Genomic DNA, 19,000 nt, shown 5'->3' with positions numbered 1-19,000 from the left:
AACTCCGAGCGATATCAATGGGCATTAAAAAAGATGACTCCCGATGAATTCAGGAGTCACCTATTAACCGCTTCTTAAAGGTCTTCTTTTTTAAACTTTCCACAAATACGGTCACAGTTCAGATAATGCCAAAGAAACGTTCCTCATTCATTTGATGATCAATTAATATTAGTGCATTCTACTCCGTTTATCTTCCTGTAGATGGTCCCAGTGCCGCCGAATAAAGATACCGATTAGAATAGAGATAAACACGGCATACCAAGTAATATAACCATTCCAATCTTCCCTAGAGACGACTAAGCTTGAGCCGATCGCACCGAATAGCCAAATGTAAGATAGATTCCCAAGCACGGTTCCCCAAATAAAAGATGATGCTTTTATCGGTGAAACAGCAGACATAAAATTGATCACATTGTTCGGAATAATAGGAATCGTACGTAGAAGTACCAACGTCCAGATTCCATATCGATCCAAGTAACGCTGCCATTTGTCATACCTTTTCAGCTTGGACCTCCATTTTCGATCAAACCAATTGTAAAGGTATCGCCGAATGAGGAAGTACATCAGTATTCCACCCAGATTACAAGCCAGCCAACTGATTATCATCCCCCCAATAACGTTAAATACAGACATATGGAGGACAATCAAAATTACGAACGGAAAAAATCCTATTATACTCTGCAATAGCGCCAATGGAATCGTCACAAATAAAATAGAGGGTCCACTAAGGCCAAGCGTTTGCAGCAGCCAATCTATCCAGGTGTTTATGGTCTCTGTCATGAAGCAGTCTCCTCTCTTGACTCCTTGCAGCAGCTGCCTCCTGATTTACTTCGCTAAAGCATAAGTGTGAGCATTAAAATATAAGCAAAGTATAGATATTCCTTTTAATACTTTGCTTATATTCCCAAGAAAAACACCCCTTTCGGGGTGTTTTATTGAATGATTTTGCTTATGAAGTGCATTTGTAAAGAACAGTGGTTAGCGTACAAGTTACACTTTTGTAATCCATTGATTCTTCACATCATACCACAGAATTCTATCTACTTACAATTCTACACCTTGAATCCACGCATTCACTTTATCTGGGTTATTCTCTACCCAAGTTTTAGCAGCTTCTTCTGGTGACTTCCCACCTTGAACCTCAACCATTACTTTGGCCATATCTTCTGCTGTCCACTCGAATTGATCCAAGAACTTATAGACATTCGGCATGTCTTCTTTCAGACCTTGACGAACCATCGTATGGATCTGCTCATCCGTACCATATACACCTTTTGGATCCTCCAGATATTTCAGGTCCATATTGGCGAACATCCAGTGTGGTGTCCAACCCGTTACAACGATAGGCTCGTTGTTGTCATAGGCTTTTTGCAGCTCCTGAGCCATCGCTGCCGATGAACTTTCTAGAAGTGTGTAATCACTAAGACCATATTCCGTAATAGCCTTTTCAGTCGTCGTCATAATACCAGCACCAGGCTCAATTCCGATAATTCGATTGCTCAGTTTACTTGCCAGTTCACTGTTCTTCAAGTCTTCAATAGAATTAATATCCATGTAAGCTGGAACCGCTAAACCAACTTTAGTTCCGTTCAAATTAGCACCTAAATCTTCGATTTTCGAACCATACTTCTCTAAATAAGCCGCATGCGTACTTGGTAGCCAAGCTGCGACCATAGCATCCGCACTACCATCAGCAACCCCTGCCCACATTGGGCCTGCGTCTACCTGCAGCATTTCAACAGTAGCTCCAAGCTTAGTTTCAAGTACTTCTTTAACAACATAAGTACTCGCAATTTCGGAATCCCATGCCACATAAGCCAATTTCACTTTTTCGTTACTTGTGGATGAACATCCGGCAATAACAGTAATCATCATAATCACTAATAGGAATATACCTATATTTCTTTTCTTCATATCTATTTTAAACCCCTATCTCTGTTTTGGTTTTAGTGCGTTCTGCGTTAAACGGTCGAGTAGAATAGCTATAATAACGATAGCAATCCCCGCCTCGAACCCATCTCCTGTCTTAGCCTGCGATACCGCACGGTATACATAGGCACCTACACCTTGCGCACCAATCATAGATGAGATGACAACCATCGAGAGTGATAACATAATCGTCTGATTGACGCCTGCCATAATCGTTGGCAGTGCGATCGGCAGCTGCAATTTAACCAGCTTCTGAGTTGGTGTTGAACCGAAAGCATCGGCTGCTTCTACCAGTTCCTCTGAAACTTGACGAATACCGAGATTGGTCAAACGAATTGTCGGTGGAATCGCAAAGATGATCGATGCAATTACACCTGGAACTACGCCAAGTGAGAAAAAAGATACCGCTGGCAATAAATACACAAATGCCGGCATCGTCTGCATAAAATCCAAAATAGGCGTGACTGTATTTCTAACCGCATTTCTCTGCGCACACAAAATACCAATCGGTACTCCGATTACTACAGCCAATATCGAAGCGGTTAGAACAAGGGCTAAAGATTGCATCGAAGGTCCCCATAATCCGAGATTATCGATTAAGAGCAGTCCGATTACTGCAAATAATGCCATTCGCCATTTCCCAATCCAATAAGACAAAGCTGCAATAAGTACGATAAGCACTAATGCAGGCAGGAAGGTCAGCGCACCTTCAATTGCAGAAACCATTCCACCGATTATCGTAGCGATAAAGTCAAACAAGGGGCCACAATACGTGGTTAGCCAGTTTTCCAACCACTCGAGGGCCTTTCCTAAAGGCAGTTTTGGAATGTCCATTAAGATCCTTCTCCTTCCGGTACCGCGTTACCCGCGAGTGCGGAAAGAACGGCTCCCTTAATCACAATGCCCTTTAATTTATCCGCTTCATCTACGACGGCTACAGGCAAATGTGTCTCAGATATTAGTTCAAAGAAATCATTAAGAAGCGTTTCTGGATGTACACGGGGAATCTCCCGCCGTGTAACCTCTAGGATAGATTTATTATCTTTTAGCGCCTGTGCTGCATCTTCAGCTGTAATCACACCAAGCAGCTTCATTTCTTTGTCCACTACATACAGGCTGAATATACCGCTATCACGCATTAATTGAAGTGCTACACGAGGTCCACGCTCAGGTCTAACCGTTTCCGGTTGCCGCATCACATGAGCTGCCGTCAGCACCTTGGACAAGTCCACATCCTCCACGAACCGCTCTACATATTTATTGGCAGGTTGAATGAGAATCTCCTCCGGTGTACCAATCTGTACGATAACACCGTCTTTCATCAGTGCAATCCGATCACCAATCCGCAGGGCTTCGTCTAGATCATGAGTGATGAACACAATCGTCTTCTTCACTCTGGACTGCAATTCCAGCAGCTCCTGCTGCATGTCTTTACGAATCAGCGGATCCAGTGCACTAAAGGCTTCGTCCATGAGCAGGATATCAGGGTCATTAGCAAGTCCTCTTGCTAGTCCTACACGCTGCTGCATCCCTCCGCTGAGTTGATCCGGGCGATGATTCTCCCAGCCCTTTAAACCAACTAGATGCAATGCCTCCATGGCCCGTTCAGTTCTCTTCTTTTTATCTACGCCCTGAACCTCAAGTCCGTATTCCGCATTCTCCAATACCGTCCGGTGTGGAAACAATGCGAACTTCTGAAACACCATGCCGATGTTCTTGCGCCGAAATTGCCGAAGCTCCTCCGGGTTCATTTTAACGACGTCTTTTCCTTTAAAAAGGACTTGTCCCCCTGTAGGTTCAATCAAACGGTTCAACAAACGAACCAATGTTGACTTACCGCTGCCGGACAATCCCATAATGACGAATATTTCTCCTTCTTCAATGCTGAATTCGGCTTTGTTGACTCCGACCGTCAACTTTAATTCCTGGGCGATCTTTTCCTTCGACCACCCTTGCTCTAATAATGGAATCGCCTTTCCCGCATCATGACCGAATACTTTGGTTAGCTTTTTCACCTCTATAATAGCCATGCCGTCCTCCTTCTCCCGAAGATATATTCGGGTTTAGTTCACTTATAGTAGTGTACCGGACTATTGAAAATTCATGCAAATACCATATACGGATAAAATTTAGTGTACAGTTTAAACTTTACGTACTTTATGTATAGAATACTCTGTTTTACACCGAATTCCTTTCTTCATGATTTCTTTACTTATGGAGGGGGATTTGATTACAATACATTGTATAAGGTTGCAGCAGTCTATCGACCTATTCCTCAGGAGGGACATCATGAACGATTTAGAAGGGTTAACACCCGAACAAATAGAGAAGATTAGTAAGGCCCGTGAACGCGTGATAGACTCTATCGGTAAAAATATGGACCTATACGGCATCACTTTATCCATTGGGCATTTATACGGTTATATGTACTTCAATCAAGGTCCAGTGACATTGGACGAACTTAGCAAAACAATGGGAATGAGCAAAACGTCCATGAGTACGGGAGTCCGTACCCTCCTAGATCTGAAAATGATCGATAAAGTTTGGGGGAGAGGGACCCGCAAAGACCTGTTTACCACTGTGCCTGATTGGCATCAGAACTTCAGTGATTACTTCTCTATTAAATGGAGAAAAGCCGTCGAAGGAAATATGATCTCACTAGGGAAATCACTTGCAGAAATTAACGATATGAAAAAAGAGTATAGTGACGATAGTAAACTTATGCAGCTCTTAAATACAGATGAAGAGAAGATTACCGAATCCATTAATTACTACCGCTGGTTGCTAAAATTAATAGAATCCTTTGAGAATGGTAAGATCTTCGAATTTATCCCTAAAGAAGAATCTTAATTCCAAGCCAAAAAAACGACAGTGCTCCTGTAAAAAGGAAAACACTGCCGTTTTTTTCGTTTAACCTTCGATTAAGCTTACATCATCCAAATAAATCGTGCTGCCCGCACTAATTTCACTATTCGTCTCCGTACTGTTCCCATCAATAAGCCCTAGTAAAAATACCAGATGAGCCCCTGCGTCTGTCGCACCGTTCATGGTAAATGTGTAGCTGAATTCCTTCATATTCTGGGTCAGAGCTACAAGCTCAGCTTCCATATATTTGGTGTAGTCCCCGCCTTTATGCTCCACAGCTACCTGAATATTACGGTTTACCGTAGAACGGGCCTTAAACTTCAAGATGTACGTCTTTCCCTGAACAAGCTTCAGGTTTTGGTAATCCACTTGTGCGCTGTAGGCAGCTTGCCCTGTGCCCGTCAGGTCTATCGCAAATTCCCCATCTTTTACAGCAGCAGATCCAGTTCCATCAAAATAATGGCTCCACCCTTTGGAATCCACATCAAAGCTTCCATTATCCAGCGTGCCGCTTGGTGGTGTCACTGGCGGACCCCCTTGTACCTCCCGGACCACAATATCGTCAAAAGAAATTGTATGTGGCGTACTGTTAGCCGTAGGATCAGCGCCCAGCGTTTTTCCGAGCAGATAATTCAGCTGCAACGGATTGCTGTTCGATACCGTAAATTGTGCGCCATAAGTTGCCCAATCGGCAGTAACATCAAACTTAGCTTGAGCGGAAGCTGCTGAAGTTTTGGAGTATTCTAGGATGATCTGCCGCGGAACCGTTGATTTCGCCTTAAAGCTCACCTCATACGTTTTTCCGCCTTCCAGTGGGATACCCTCTTGGTAAAATTGTGTATGCCATGCCTCCCATCCTGCCGACGTAATCAAGATTTCTGCCACGCCATCCTTCACATCAAACGCAGAAATACCACCTTCTCCAGACCAGGTAGACCAGCCCGCCTTCCCACTGCCGAACGAGCCATTTATGACTAGATTATTATCGTTAGCAAGTATCGTCTGAAGCACAGATCCGTTTGCGTAATGGTCAGCTTCTACTGTGATTGTATAGCTGCCCTCGGATGGAAATACTGCTGCAACGATTGTGATTTTTCCAGGTTCAATGGTGTATTGTTCGGTTTCAAGAGTTATACCATTAACCTTCACTGCAACAATTTTCTTTCTCCAATCCTCATGGTCTATAAAGGTTAGCTCAATCGGCTGCGAAACTCTGTTATTTGTACTGTCGCTTATCAGTTCCTGAGGTTTGGCTGGTGAATTTTTAATTTCAAACTTCACATTATCGATGATAATATCATGGCTTTGGGCAATACTAACACCCTCTACTTTACCAAGCAGGAATTTTAGAGATAGTGTGTCCTTGCTGCCTTGACGGAATTCATATTTGTAATGATTAGTTGTTGGTGTAATCTCTACAATTTTTGTGAACGAAGCCTGATAAGACGCATTTTCAACATTCACACCGATTTTTCGGGCTATGGTTGAACTGGCATCAAACTCTAGCACATAATCTATTCCGCTTGCAGCTTTCAAGTTATTTTGAAACAACATCACGGAATAGGGCTGACTCCCCGTATTCGTAATGTTAAACTTTGCTGTACCCTCTTTAGCGGTGGCACTGCTCTGTCCGCCTTGCTCCGTCAGTAGACGGTCCCAGGCATAAAATTCAGCGTTGAATTCACCATTCACCAGCGGGTAGTAGACAAGTGATGGATCATAATAAAAGCTCGTGCGCAGCAACTTGAAGTTATCCAAGATGACTGTATCCGCAGCACCATTCAGAAGCAATACGAATTGTCCCTCATGATCTGTTGTACCTGCAAGGCTGGTGAAACTGGCTTTTATTTCTTGTTCACCTTGGGCTAAGTTAACCGTTTGCTGAACATGTACGCTACCGTCTTTTCCAAGCAGCTGAACTGTGGCTGTACGTGGAGAGGATACTATAGCATTAAAGGTAAGTTCATAATCTTGGCCCTGTATGAGCTGAATTCCCTTCTGAAGCAATCGAACTTCGCCACTTTCGCTGCCGCCAATCTTCACATTCAGCTTGCCTTTGTCATCTACTTTAGCGGCGGCCGTTGCACCATTGACTGTTTCTACGTGCCAATAACTCATCCGATTCGGCTCACCAAGATCGAAAGTGCCATTGTACAGATGATTGCCGCTGCCAAGCGGTGTTTTCGGTCCATCATGATCGAACGGAATACTTTCTATCTCTTCGAGACGGACATTTCCGAACCAAACTGGTGAAGAATTAGTACCCATGTTGAACTCTATCCGTGCTGCAATATCAGAGTTCTCTTTCATTTGAAACATCGTTTCGTAATGGGTCATCTGGGAAGTCAGCTCTGCCTTAAGAGCTGGGGAATAAGCTGCAAAGCCACGTGATTCTCCCCCCGTTAGTTTAACGCTAATATTACGAGATACGTCTGTTTTCGCATCGAAACTGAGCTTATAGAATCTGCCTTTAGCAACGGATACGATCGCTTGAGGTTGAACGGAATATGCATTGCCTCCAGCATTACTGATATTTACCTTTACGAAGTTTTGCCCCCCGATCGGTACAGTGGAGACTGTAGCATCAGTTCCTGGTTCTTTAAACAAAACCCAGTGTGAAGTATTCGGTATGCCCATTCCATCATCTCCCGGAACCTGCTCCGTGAAGTTGTTGTTATAGACAAGGTTCCCGTCAGGAAGTGCTAGCTTTGAGCCTTCCAAGTAAGGTTCCTTATCCAGCGTTACTGGCACCGGCTCACGATACTCACGGCCTGTCAGTTCATAAACTCTGACATAATCAACCTGCATCGATTTCGGAAATACGGTCTCTGGTGTTGGATCACCATCGAAGTTGCCACCAACAGCCAGATTTAACAGCAGGTGGAACTCCTGATTAAATGGTGCTGGATAAGCATTATTCGCAGGCTGCCCGTTGCTAATGCTGTACCAGTCATTTTTAGTCAAGAACAGATTACCGTCTACATACCAGCGAATTTCACCTGGCTCCCATTCAATGGAATACGTATGGTACTGTTCAATCGAATTGCCTTTCGGAAATACATACTCTTTGCCGGAATATACATTGTTTGGCCATTCGCCACCGTAGTGAATGGTACCTGCTACCGTATTAGGACGGCTGCCCCAGCCTTCCATAATATCAATCTCGCCAGAGGAAGCCCAATTCCCGTACTCATAGTTCTTCGGTAGCATCCAAATCGCTGGCCAGTACCCTTTTCCGGTAGGCGCTTTAGCCCGAATCTCAAATTTCCCATATTTTTTGCTGAACAGACCTTTCGTTTTAAGCCGCGAAGAAGTGTACTCCTTGCCACTTACCGCTTCTTTACGCGCCGTAATTACTAGATTACCATCCTGTACCTTTGCGTTCTTCTCATCACTTGTATACCATTGCTTCTCGTTGTTACCCCAACCTGGATTGTTAAATTGCGAACCATCTCCAAGGTCATAGGTCCATTTCGTAGGATCAATGGTCCCTTCATTGAATTCATCTCCCCAAACCAGCGTCCACGGATCGTTGGTTGGCGTTGGACCTCCATTACCAGAACTGCTTGAGGCTGAAGTTGCTACTGGCAGTGTCGTTTTACCGGTGTTTCCTTTTTTCACTGGCGAGCCGCCAATCGTTACTCCATCGGCTTTGTTATCTATTGCGGTTACGCTTCCGCTGCCTTGAATCGCTGTGCCTCCAGCGCTCGCAGTCAGGATTAACGCGGCCACCTGTGCATTGTTCTCCAGCGTCAATTGCGTTGAGCTGCCCACCGTTAGACTGGCAACAGTTCCTGAGATTCTTAGCAAAGAACCGCTGACTGCTGAGTCTGCGGAGCGAACCGCTGCAAATATCCCTCGAAGTGAGATAATATGAGGAACGACGTTCATCTCAACATCCCCAAAGCCTGCTCCCGTAAGATCGCTACTCTCTTCCAAGATAGCTCCGGATTGCAGCTGTACAGTACCCACAGCTGTTGACCCGCTGGCATAAATTCGAACCTTACCGTTAGGTTTGGCTACTTGAAGCGGCCCAAGAGAAGTATTGTGTAAGCCAATATTCTGCTCACCGCCACCTCGTACAAACGTAGTCCCTGTTACCTTTACACCTTCAAGCTTCGCATTCCCTTCGGCAATTCCCTCCGTTAAATACAGATTGCCTTGAATGACAGTATCTTTGAGAACCACATCGGCATGATTAATGACTACATTGCCCTTTACTGTTCCAAGCGAAGTCTCACCCGATTTTAAGATGAGTCCCGAAACCATTCGATCAGCAAGCTGAGCAAGCTCTGCACGTGTAATTCCGCCCTCAGGCTTAAACAAACCTCCAGGATAACCTTTAATAAAGCCAGCACCCGATAGAGCTGCTATCGCTTTCGCAGTTTCATCACTGACTCCGTTCAGATCAGTGAATGCTGCTGTACTACTTTTACCCATATTGAAACGAAACACTTTCTCTAAGGATAACGCCGCCTCAGCACGCGAAAGCGCATGTGAAGGATAAATATTGTTGTTCTTATCACTGCTTAAATATCCGGCTGCAATACCTTTGGCAATATCACTCTTATACCAGTCTGTAGCCAACACATCAGCTGGAAGCTTATCCGATTGCTCCTGATAATTAAATATACGATTCATAATAGCTGCGAACTCTGCCTTTGTGACTTCCTTGCCCGGTCGAAACGACCCGTCGTCATATCCACTTATAATCCCATTTGCGCTCCAACGCTGTAATGGACCTGCAGCCCAATGGCTTGAAGATACATCCGTAAACGCTTTCAACAAATCAATTGCTGCACTTCCCACTTTCGTTACCGCTGAATCAGGTGAGTTTGCCTTTAATGCCTCTGCCGCTGAAGCATTCATGCTCCCAACCGGTGATAGCAGCCCGGTGACAAGGAGCATAGCAGCTACTGCTGCTGTGAAATTCCTCTTCATCCTAAACATCACTCCTCGAATTTCGTAATATTCGTAATTCAAGCGAAGAATCGAAATCGGTTTCGACAATGTTATTGTTGCTTAGATTTCCATATTTGTAAAGATATAATTTTGAATCTTTTTACATTATTTTTTCGGAATATATCTCAGTATTAAAATATCCGTTTGACTTGTTTCGGCAATAAGAATAGACTTAAAATAACTGTTTTACTGTTCACTCCATTCAAAAAAACTCATAAATAACCGCTCTACTACAGTCTTTCCCCCATATTCCAACTATTAAGCGGAGGGTGGCTTATATTACATATGAATATCAAAATGATTGCCGAAATGGCAGGCGTTTCTGTCTCGACCGTTTCGAAAATTATGAATAATTACAGCGATGTTTCGGAAAAGACTAAACAAAGAGTCCTGGAGATCATCGAGCAAACTGGATATTCACCATCCAACTCCGCCAAGACACTTGCAACCAAAAAATCGAATCTGATCGGTGTAATTTTTGCGGGTGAGCTTAATGTAGAATTTACGCACCCTTTTTTCGTTGAGGTATTAAATTCCTTCAAGAAACAAATGGGTGTACTGGGATACGATCTCATCTTCTTTTCAAACGAAAAATTTATTAGCAGCGGAGATTACTTCGCGCGCGCTGTTCATTTTAATGTGGATGGCTGTGTCATTATATCTGGACAGAAGATGGAGCCAACGATCCACGATCTGGATATGAGCAGTATTCCTTGTATCGGGGTAGATCTCGAGCTAAAAGGAAAGAAGTCTGGCTTTGTTATGTCAGATAACTTCCAAATATCCTCTAAGGTCGTGGAGCATTTTTACCTTCTTGGCTATAGGGAGCTTGGTTTTATTGGAAGTGCTGCGGATTCAGAAATATCCAATCTACGGGAAGCAGGATATACCAAAGCCATCGAAAGTTTCGCTCTCCCTTTGAACCGGCGTTGGTTTGTACATGGCGACGATTTCTTTGAGTCCAGCGGGTATACGGCAATGCAACAATTAATTCAAAGCGGCAGTTTACCAAAGGCCATTTTTGCTGCCTCTGATTTGCTGGCTTTAGGAGCCATCCGTGCATTAAAAGAACATGAACTACGTGTCCCTGAGGATATCGCCATCATCGGCTGTGATGACATCGAAGCCTGCAAATATACTACCCCAAGGCTGACTACCATCCGTCAGAACAAGGAACGTCTTGGGATTCTCGCTGCTCATATGCTCTATGACTTGATTAACAATCAGTCAGGTGGCGGTTCATTTGTTGTGGAGCCCGTACTTATTGTGCGCGAGTCCTGCGGAAGCCAATTGAAATCTTAGGGCATAACACTAATAAATCCCCTCAAAGTTCACAACGCCTCAGACTCGATAAGATGTCTAAGGCATTGTCTAACTTGAGGGGATTTTTCATGCAGGGAGCTTACAATTCCATTCTAGAATTTCGCAAGTAGATTTGAAATACTCTGAGCTGCCTCGGCACGGGTTGTCATCGATTGCGGAAGGAAGTTACCATCCTGATGGCCCGACAGAAGCTTAGCTTCTAGCGCACCTTGTACATAGGTTACTGCCCAGGAACTAACTTTAGAGCTGTCATTAGCCGTATGGAATGAGCTTGCTTCCGGCTTAACACCCATGCGATATGAATAGGCTCTTACCAGCATAGCCGCCATTTCCTCGCGGGTAATCTGTTGATTCGGGTCAAAACGATCCTCGGATACGCCTTGAATAATACCTGCTTCAAAGGTTGCATTGACCGCCTCTTCATACCACGATCCAGCGACTACATCTTGGAATGAAGCCGGACGATTCGCATTTAAGGAAAGCGCTCTGCTGAGGAGAGCTGCATATTCCGCTCTTGTGATGGAACCCGACGGGTTAAACATAGCGTCAGATTGTCCCTTCACAATTTGTTTAGCAGATAGTTCCTGAATGGTCTTGTATGCCCAGTGACTTTCAGGTACATCTCGATAGCTGCTTTGGAACGAAAGAACAACGTATTGGCTAAAATGATTCAAATCTACGGTAAGACTGGTTTTGGACGGATTCATCGTCCCCCCTAGATAGGTAAACCTACCATTTTCCTCAATACGATAAATACCAGCTAGTGCTGGATTGGTTCCATTCAGAATCGGTAGTGTTACCTTCACGGGTACAGGGAATTGTTTCAGTGAATATTTATTACCAGACTCATCTGACATGATTAATGAGAAGTCCATGATGTCACCAGCCCGTGAATACGGTGGAGTTATTGTAAGTTGATTCGATTGAATGGCTTCCATCTTCAAAAGTATTGTTGCTGTCTTCGCAGTTGATGGCAGAAGCTTACGAAGCTCATTCAATACTTCAGAGGACACAATGGCACGAACGCCATTCACTTGAACCTCCAGATTCCTATTGCCGATCTGATCGAGTTGATCGATCGGAATCATAACTTGATTCTTATCCGCTTGAAGCTCCAAGATAATGTTTCCTTCAGCACTCTTCGTTAAGAGTTCATCTGGAATAACAACCGCCCCTGCGGGCAGCTCCGGCTTCACCACCACTGGCGGCGTAACGCTTGATCCTGGGTTCCCCCCACCCGTTGGTGGTGTTGTCGAGGTATCGTTTTCGCGTATAACAGCAATCGTGTAGATCTGTTTGGTTCCATCTTGAGCTGTCACAGTTACGGTGATCATATTAGTGCCGACATGTAAATCTCCACCACCTGTTATCGATACGGTAGCCATAGGATCCGCTACTGTATAGGTTACTCGCGTAACGGTTGTCGAGTAAGGTACAGTCAGTTCGTAGTTGTATTGCCCAGAGGCAAATCCACGAATCGTAGTTCCGTTAACGCGAAGATCTGCCAGATCTGCATTGCTTGAAGACTCCGCTTCAGGCTGACGCGTAATGATGATCGTATAAATATTTTGTAATCCGTCTTGAGCTATCACGGTAACCTTCGCGACGTTACTACCCACCTCAAGGGCCCCACTACCCGTAATCTTAACTACGCTAGTCGGATCGTATACCTTATAGGTAATATCCGTTACCGACGTACTATAGGGAACCGTTACGTTATAGTTCAACGTACTAGGTGCAAAAGCTGGCAGAGTTTCCCCATTCATTCGTAGATCGGAGAGCAGAATTTGGTTAGGTAAGGATTCTGACTCCCGGATGACGATAATGGTATACACATTGGAGCTGCCGTCTGGAGCTTGGACATGCACTTCCACCAGATTCTCGCCTACTTGCAAAGATTTACCACCTATGATATGAACACTTAGCAAAGGATCTGCTACCTTATAAGTGACCTCTGCGACCGAAACATTATTCGGTACACGAACCGAATAATTCATTTGATCCGGTGTGAAGCCGATCAACGATTGACCATTTACCTGAAGATCTACTAGTGTTGCCTGAGAGATCTGTACTACTTTAGTTGCAGTGGTCAAATTCGGCATCGTTTCATGCCCTTGCGCATCTGCTATCATCGCTTGCGTAATTTGTATAACAGCAGTCTTTTCTTGCTGTGATACTCCTAGCTTAAGAATCGGAACATCTGCTTGAATACCATTCGTTGAGGTTAGAATAACTCTTGTTACTCCATTAACCGTCTCCTTGCGCACAATCTTAACGCCAGGTTGAGCCGGTTCAATCGACGAGAAGTTGAGATTGCCGGAGTCCACATTCAAATCAATGGCTGTCACATCTGAAGTCGCATTGTTGATTGATACTTCATAACCGTTAACCTTTTGTGTAGCAGCATCAACTAATTTTGTGAATTGCAAGTCTGCAGCACCCGGTTGTTTCTGTTCGGTTTGAGGGATGAACATACCGTCAATGACATGAGAATCTCCAATGGATGGGTTCAGGCCAAGTGCATTTAGAACTGTTGCAGCCAAGTCTCTTGTATTCCCACCTTGCAACAATTTTTCCTTCCCTGCTTCGGTGGCTACTGTTCTGCCATTCGCCGCGAAGAAGACTGTGGTGGCAAGGGGCTCATCTTGCCCATGACTTGTTGCCATGCCCAAAGTTCCGTCTGCATTCTCTTTACCCCCACCATGGTCAGGCAGCATGAGGATGAGCGTGTCTTCCAACAAATTATTGTTCTTTAAAGCATCATAAATGGTCTGCACATTCTTATCCGTCTTCTTTAATTGCTCATAATACGCCTTCGTATAGAACCCTTCTCCGTGGCCAGCCCCATCCATATCATCCAATTGGAAGAAAATTAACGAGGTATCTTTCGCTTTGCCGCTAGCTGCGTATTGCGTGAATGCCGCTACATCAGCTTCATCTCCTAGTGAATAACCTTCGACACCAACAGAAGGTTCAATATGCCCCTGAACGATGTTGTTCCAGGTGGAGAATACCGTTTGTTTAGTAGCAGGCAATGCCTCCCTAATTTTTTTGAATACCGTTGGGTAGTCCCATGATTCACTGTATGTGTAGGCTGCGGTATCGTCATTATATAGACCATGCTTTTCATAACCAACACCATTAATCATCGAACCCCAGTTTGGAGATGAGCTGGAAGGTAAAGTAGTTTTAGCCGTATAGCTAATAGCTCCATGCTCGATAATGTTCCGAATGGCTGGAATTTGCAGGCGATCGCCTACCTTTTCTTTCTTGGAGCTAGGCGTCTCCCAATAAGGAGCATCCTTGGAGACCGCTACACCCCCACCATCAATCCCGATGACAACTACACGTTTATAGGGTTGGTATTGGGCTTGGGCTGCCATATCTGCTAACTCTTTATCCGAAACACCTTGCGCAAGTGCAAGGTCACCTACTGTAACATAACCGTCCTCATTAAGATCTTCTGAAGCTTTGGCATGAATCTGAATAACGGCAGGTGTCGACTCAAATGCCTTAATCGGAAGCTTTGTTGCTCCAGTATAGAAATCCGCATGCTTAACTTCAATGTTGCCTTGGCCGGAAGCACCAATTGTATTGAATTTAAGCTCCGAAATTCTAGATTTCGCGTACTCCAATGGGTCCTCGATATTATAGACATTACCTCCCGGCAGTTCTATTCTAACGATACCAGGGGTCGAAGTGTCTGTCTTCGTTGCACGCGACGCACTAACAAACTCGAATTGTGCTGGATCATAGGCAATTTCAACGACAGCTTTGTCCACTTTAGTCGTCATATCAGGTGTACGCAGATCTAGGTTATATCGGAATTGCGTACCTTGAACCGTGTGCTTAGCTCCAATCAGATTTAATGAGCCTGAAAAATCCTCAATAGAAGAAAGCGGTGGAGCACTGTTATACATATTAGAAACTTCCTGCGCGGTTAATGTTCTTCCATACATATGAAGCTCATCAAGCTGAGCTTGCAGCGCATTGCTGTAATTGCCTGTACCATCATTTCCGATCATGGTTGACAATCCTGTATCCAGCGTACCCGTTCGACCTGCAATGGTCATGGTGCTTGCGATACCCTGATAGTTCGTACCATTGACTTTGGTCACATTTACAGGAACACCATCTTTATAAAAATCAACTCGTCCTGAAACACGATCATGCGATATGGCGATATGATGCCAGGTACCGTCTACAACATTTGGAATTTGGGCATCTGCACGCGATTCGCCGGATGTATTGAAGTTCCATTGGAGTGCACTTCCCTTCAGCGCTAAGGCATAACCTACATTTGCACCGGAATCCCAATTTTTGTTGGATAGAATCGCAGGGTCTCCTGAGACAGAAGGCGATTTAACCCAAAATGCGAACGAGAAGTTCTTGTCCTTGCCGAATTGCAGACTTGTTGGCTTGCCAAGATCAACATATTGCAGCGCTGTGCTCTTGGAATCGATACTCAAGGCTTGTCCGACGCGACCTTTCACGAACTGTGGATCTTTAACCGGTGTTGCCGGTATAGCATTTACAGATTGATCCTCCAAATTATTCTCGAAGGACATCTGTAGAAGTGTATCCGCAGAGAGCACTGAGCTACCGGTAAAATTGATTTCACTCATACTGGTGAATAAAGCAGTTGGGTTATAGGTGCTCGTGACAACAAATTTCACATATCTACCTTGTATCGCTTTATCCAGTATATTGAAATCTTGATAGCTCGTGCCTTTCCAGGTTTTCTGGAATGTGCCGATCGCTTTATTCGCCGGATTGCTTAGGTACGCCGGATCGGTCAAATCCGATAATTGATTCGAGGCGTAGAGTTCAAAATCCTTTGGAAATTCCAGAGCCGTCTGACTTAAGCGGCTAGTGCGCCCAATACCCGTTAAGTTCTTACTACCCTTCATGTCAATAATCACCCAATGTGGAAATGAAGCGACAGGCTCCTGCCATTTGGAATGCCAAAGCGTAGCCGTATCGTTATCTAGGATGTTCGCAGCATTGGCATTTTCATTATCCGCATAAGAACTAAAGGAGTTGATAGTGAATGCGTTCTTAGGAATAAAGGAATATATTGCTGCCTGTTGTATTTTTTTATAGACCCACTGAAGCTCGACATAAGCAAGGTCAATTTCGGTTGGGCTATGACTTGCCGTCAGTTTTCTGGCTTTCTGAAGTAGGTTCTCAAGCTCGTCCAGCTGGTCTTTCGGGTAAGATACACCACTGACTTTATCGCTGTTCTTTTGGAAGGATGCAGCATCATGAATTAATGTGGTGAGCTGTTCAAAGGTAAAGAGCTGAACACCCTTATAGGAATCCGACAATGCTTTGTTTTCCGTGGCTGTGAGCGATCTCTTCCAGATTCTCAGATCATCTATGGTAAGCGTTGCTCCGCCATTTCCTTTGTTGCCATCCACACCGATCAGCGTGTTAAATGTTGTATCTACACTTTGAATACCAAGCGAGGCAATACTTCCCGATGCTTTCTCCGTCCCATCTACATAAACCTTTGCTAAGTTGTTTGTTCTGTCCGCTGTAATGGTAAAGAGATGCCACTCCGTTCCTACACCTGAGGCTGTAATATCCGCTCTTTTCGTTCCATCACTGATATTTAAGGTCATACCATTGGTGGAGGCAGGTCCAATATACCAGCCTAGGTTACCTCCACTATTCCAGTTTTTATTGGAAAGGATAGTCTGATCCCCGGAAAGATTGCCTTTGTGCCAGAAAGACACGGTGAAGCTTCCTGCTCCGAATTTCAAATCATCACGCTTGCCCAAATCAATATAATTACTATTGCCCGCTGCAATGAGCGCTGCTTTATTGGATTTACCATCGACAAACGTTACATTGCCTGCTAGACTTGCAAACCCTGTCACATCTTTAGCTTCATCGGATAGGTTTCCATCCAATTTCATGTCGACAACTAGATCCTTCCACATGGTCAATGGATCAATTGGCGTCAGTTCAGATGCTTCATTGCCGGCTGTGAACGATTGCTCTAGAGTGGCAGAGCGATTCCCGTAGGCATCAACAGCTGTCACTTGAACAATGTATGAAGTTTGAGGCGCAAGTCCTTCGAGTGGAATATTCATTGCATTCGGAATCGGGGAAAAGTAGTAATCGGAGAATACATTCACAGATTTGCTGCTGACTCCAGATCTTTTATCGATGACATTAATTTCATAATGATGCATAGATTGATCATCTTTCGCTTGCTTAAAGGAAAGTAAAGGTACCGTATCCTGATTCGTTATGTCGAGTTCACTATTGAATACAGGAGCAACCTTATTACGGTTAGCCGTCGTGTACTTGAAATTGCTCTTAATAGCTTCGTTCGTCGAGCCTTTTAGCTGAATGACCCACTTGTCTCCAGCAACTGTACCCACACTGTTGAATGGAGGCTGCGGCTCAGCCGTCCATTTACCGTCTGTGTAGATATCTCCAGGATCTGCGTTTAACGCAATCCGATCCACTTCAACCCGATCCGCATATACCTCAACGAAGTCGGCCTGACTAACAGGAAATTCAAAACGTCCTTCAAGTCCTTTCTTAGTCACTTGGGAGTAACCGCGATCGGATTCAATGTAAGACATGGAGCCGAGGTTAACCGAAGTGAAATCCTTCTGGTAGATGGAGCGATCATCACTAATATTCAGATGGGAATGTCCTGAGAAGGTAATCACTTGAGGATATTCTTTGAGATCCGTATAAAGATTAGGATTCGATGCCTGTTGCCCATCCATTACCGTATTCGATATAGGTTGGTGTACATTCACGAAAATGGGGGTATTCTGATTTTTCGGATCAGCTGTGAGCTCTGCAAGTCTACCTTTTAGCCAATTACGCTGACCTGTATCTGAGTTGTAGTTGTTCCCGTTTAAAAATAAGAAATGATAGCCACCGATTTCAGATTCATAATAGCCATTCGGCTGGCTTGTGAACCAGTCCGCAGGATAATGTTCGTTGACTTTAGCAACGGTGGAATCGTGGTTACCTATAGCCATTCGGATCTGAGTGTTATTCCACTGCTTTCTAGCTAAGTTTTGCTCGATAATTTCCCGAACCATCACATGATCATTGGGCTTGTCGTTCCCATTATCATTAATCATATCGCCAACGACGAGTATCGCATCCGGGTTCGGGAAAATCGACCCTATCGTATCAAAGAATTGGGTATAACGTGCATCTGCTGAAGCATGTGAGCCCACATGTACGTCAGACATCGCTACAAACTGGAGCAATGGCTTTTCTTTGGTCTTGATGATATAAGAGAAGGTTACTCCTTTACTAGCTACACCATCTTTGATCGTAATGGCAGACAAATTCGTTGTTTTGGAAATCGAGATCGGCGCGTTATATTTTAAACTATTAACATCTGGAAGTGTGCCGTCGAGTGTATAGTAAATGTCAGCATTCTGTGTTGCAGTTGTGAGGTGGATCGTCTGTGCTTCTTCATATCTTCCGGTGGGTACAGAAGTCATTGGTTGATCTACAGATAGAATCTCAGATTCTTCAGCTGCAAACACGGGGGTGATATTCGGCATCGTAGAACAAATCACTGTGAGTGCCAGTAATAACGCAACAAATTTCCTACCTTTTCTGAACAAAATCATCTCTCCCAAGCATTATTTTATAGTTTTGGTTCACATAAGAACTCTCCATCGACAGATGAGCTAGTTACCCTAATCTCGGATATTCGATAACTCCTCCTTTCTTCATCCTATTCAAAGTACATCCCATACTATTTTTTTGGTAGACTGGGGTCTGCTGTGTTTATTGTAGGTATGGTTTATTTGCCTAGCATTAAATATCTGTAAAATTCAAAAGATGCATCCAAAGGCTGTGATATGGGTCAAAACGCCTAACTCAATGCCAAAAGATGCCTAATGAATGAATAACATATGCATATCATTAG

General features: G+C 44.3%; 8 protein-coding genes. 2 read left to right on the top strand and 6 right to left on the bottom strand.

Annotated features, from left to right (window positions below; all coding sequences use genetic code 11):
• Positions 1-168 precede the first annotated feature (168 nt).
• From L1028_RS28225 to L1028_RS28210, 4 genes are all read right to left on the bottom strand, one after another.
• Positions 169-780, bottom strand: a complete 612-nt coding sequence (locus L1028_RS28225) for a TVP38/TMEM64 family protein (protein WP_234541291.1) — start codon at positions 778-780, stop codon at positions 169-171.
• Between the two features lie 264 nt (positions 781-1,044).
• Positions 1,045-1,914, bottom strand: a complete 870-nt coding sequence (locus L1028_RS28220) for a glycine betaine ABC transporter substrate-binding protein (protein WP_234541290.1) — start codon at positions 1,912-1,914, stop codon at positions 1,045-1,047.
• Between the two features lie 15 nt (positions 1,915-1,929).
• On the bottom strand, positions 1,930-2,763 hold the full coding sequence (locus L1028_RS28215) for an ABC transporter permease (protein ID WP_042191673.1): 834 nt from the start codon (positions 2,761-2,763) through the stop codon (positions 1,930-1,932).
• The gene (locus L1028_RS28210; RefSeq protein ID WP_234541289.1) at positions 2,763-3,959 is read right to left on the bottom strand and encodes a quaternary amine ABC transporter ATP-binding protein; all 1,197 of its coding nucleotides are present in this window, start codon (positions 3,957-3,959) and stop codon (positions 2,763-2,765) included. The genes L1028_RS28215 and L1028_RS28210 overlap by 1 nt, the downstream gene beginning before the upstream one ends.
• A gap of 259 nt (positions 3,960-4,218) precedes the next feature.
• Here L1028_RS28210 and L1028_RS28205 point away from each other — a divergent pair, with 259 nt between their 5' ends.
• Positions 4,219-4,779, top strand: coding sequence for a GbsR/MarR family transcriptional regulator (locus L1028_RS28205; RefSeq protein ID WP_234541288.1), 561 nt, complete (start codon positions 4,219-4,221; stop codon positions 4,777-4,779).
• A gap of 60 nt (positions 4,780-4,839) precedes the next feature.
• Here L1028_RS28205 and L1028_RS28200 read toward each other — a convergent pair whose 3' ends face one another.
• On the bottom strand, positions 4,840-9,735 hold the full coding sequence (locus L1028_RS28200; protein WP_234541287.1) for a carbohydrate binding domain-containing protein: 4,896 nt from the start codon (positions 9,733-9,735) through the stop codon (positions 4,840-4,842).
• A gap of 306 nt (positions 9,736-10,041) precedes the next feature.
• Between L1028_RS28200 and L1028_RS28195 the strand changes: the two genes are divergently transcribed.
• Positions 10,042-11,058 (top strand): LacI family DNA-binding transcriptional regulator, encoded by a 1,017-nt coding sequence (locus L1028_RS28195; RefSeq protein WP_234541285.1) that lies wholly within the window; start codon positions 10,042-10,044, stop codon positions 11,056-11,058.
• Positions 11,059-11,171: 113 nt separating this feature from the next.
• On the opposite strand, the gene L1028_RS28190 is transcribed toward L1028_RS28195, so the two are convergent.
• A complete protein-coding gene (locus tag L1028_RS28190; RefSeq protein ID WP_234541283.1) occupies positions 11,172-18,692 on the bottom strand; it encodes an S-layer homology domain-containing protein in 7,521 nt (2,506 codons plus the stop codon).
• Between the last annotated feature and the right edge of the window lie 308 nt (positions 18,693-19,000).

Origin of the sequence: Paenibacillus pseudetheri (assembly GCF_924513355.1) — a bacterium.
GTDB lineage: Bacteria > Bacillota > Bacilli > Paenibacillales > Paenibacillaceae > Paenibacillus_AQ > Paenibacillus_AQ pseudetheri.
The sequence above is the reverse complement of the archived record's forward strand: the minus strand, read 5'-3'. Positions and strand labels throughout refer to the sequence as shown.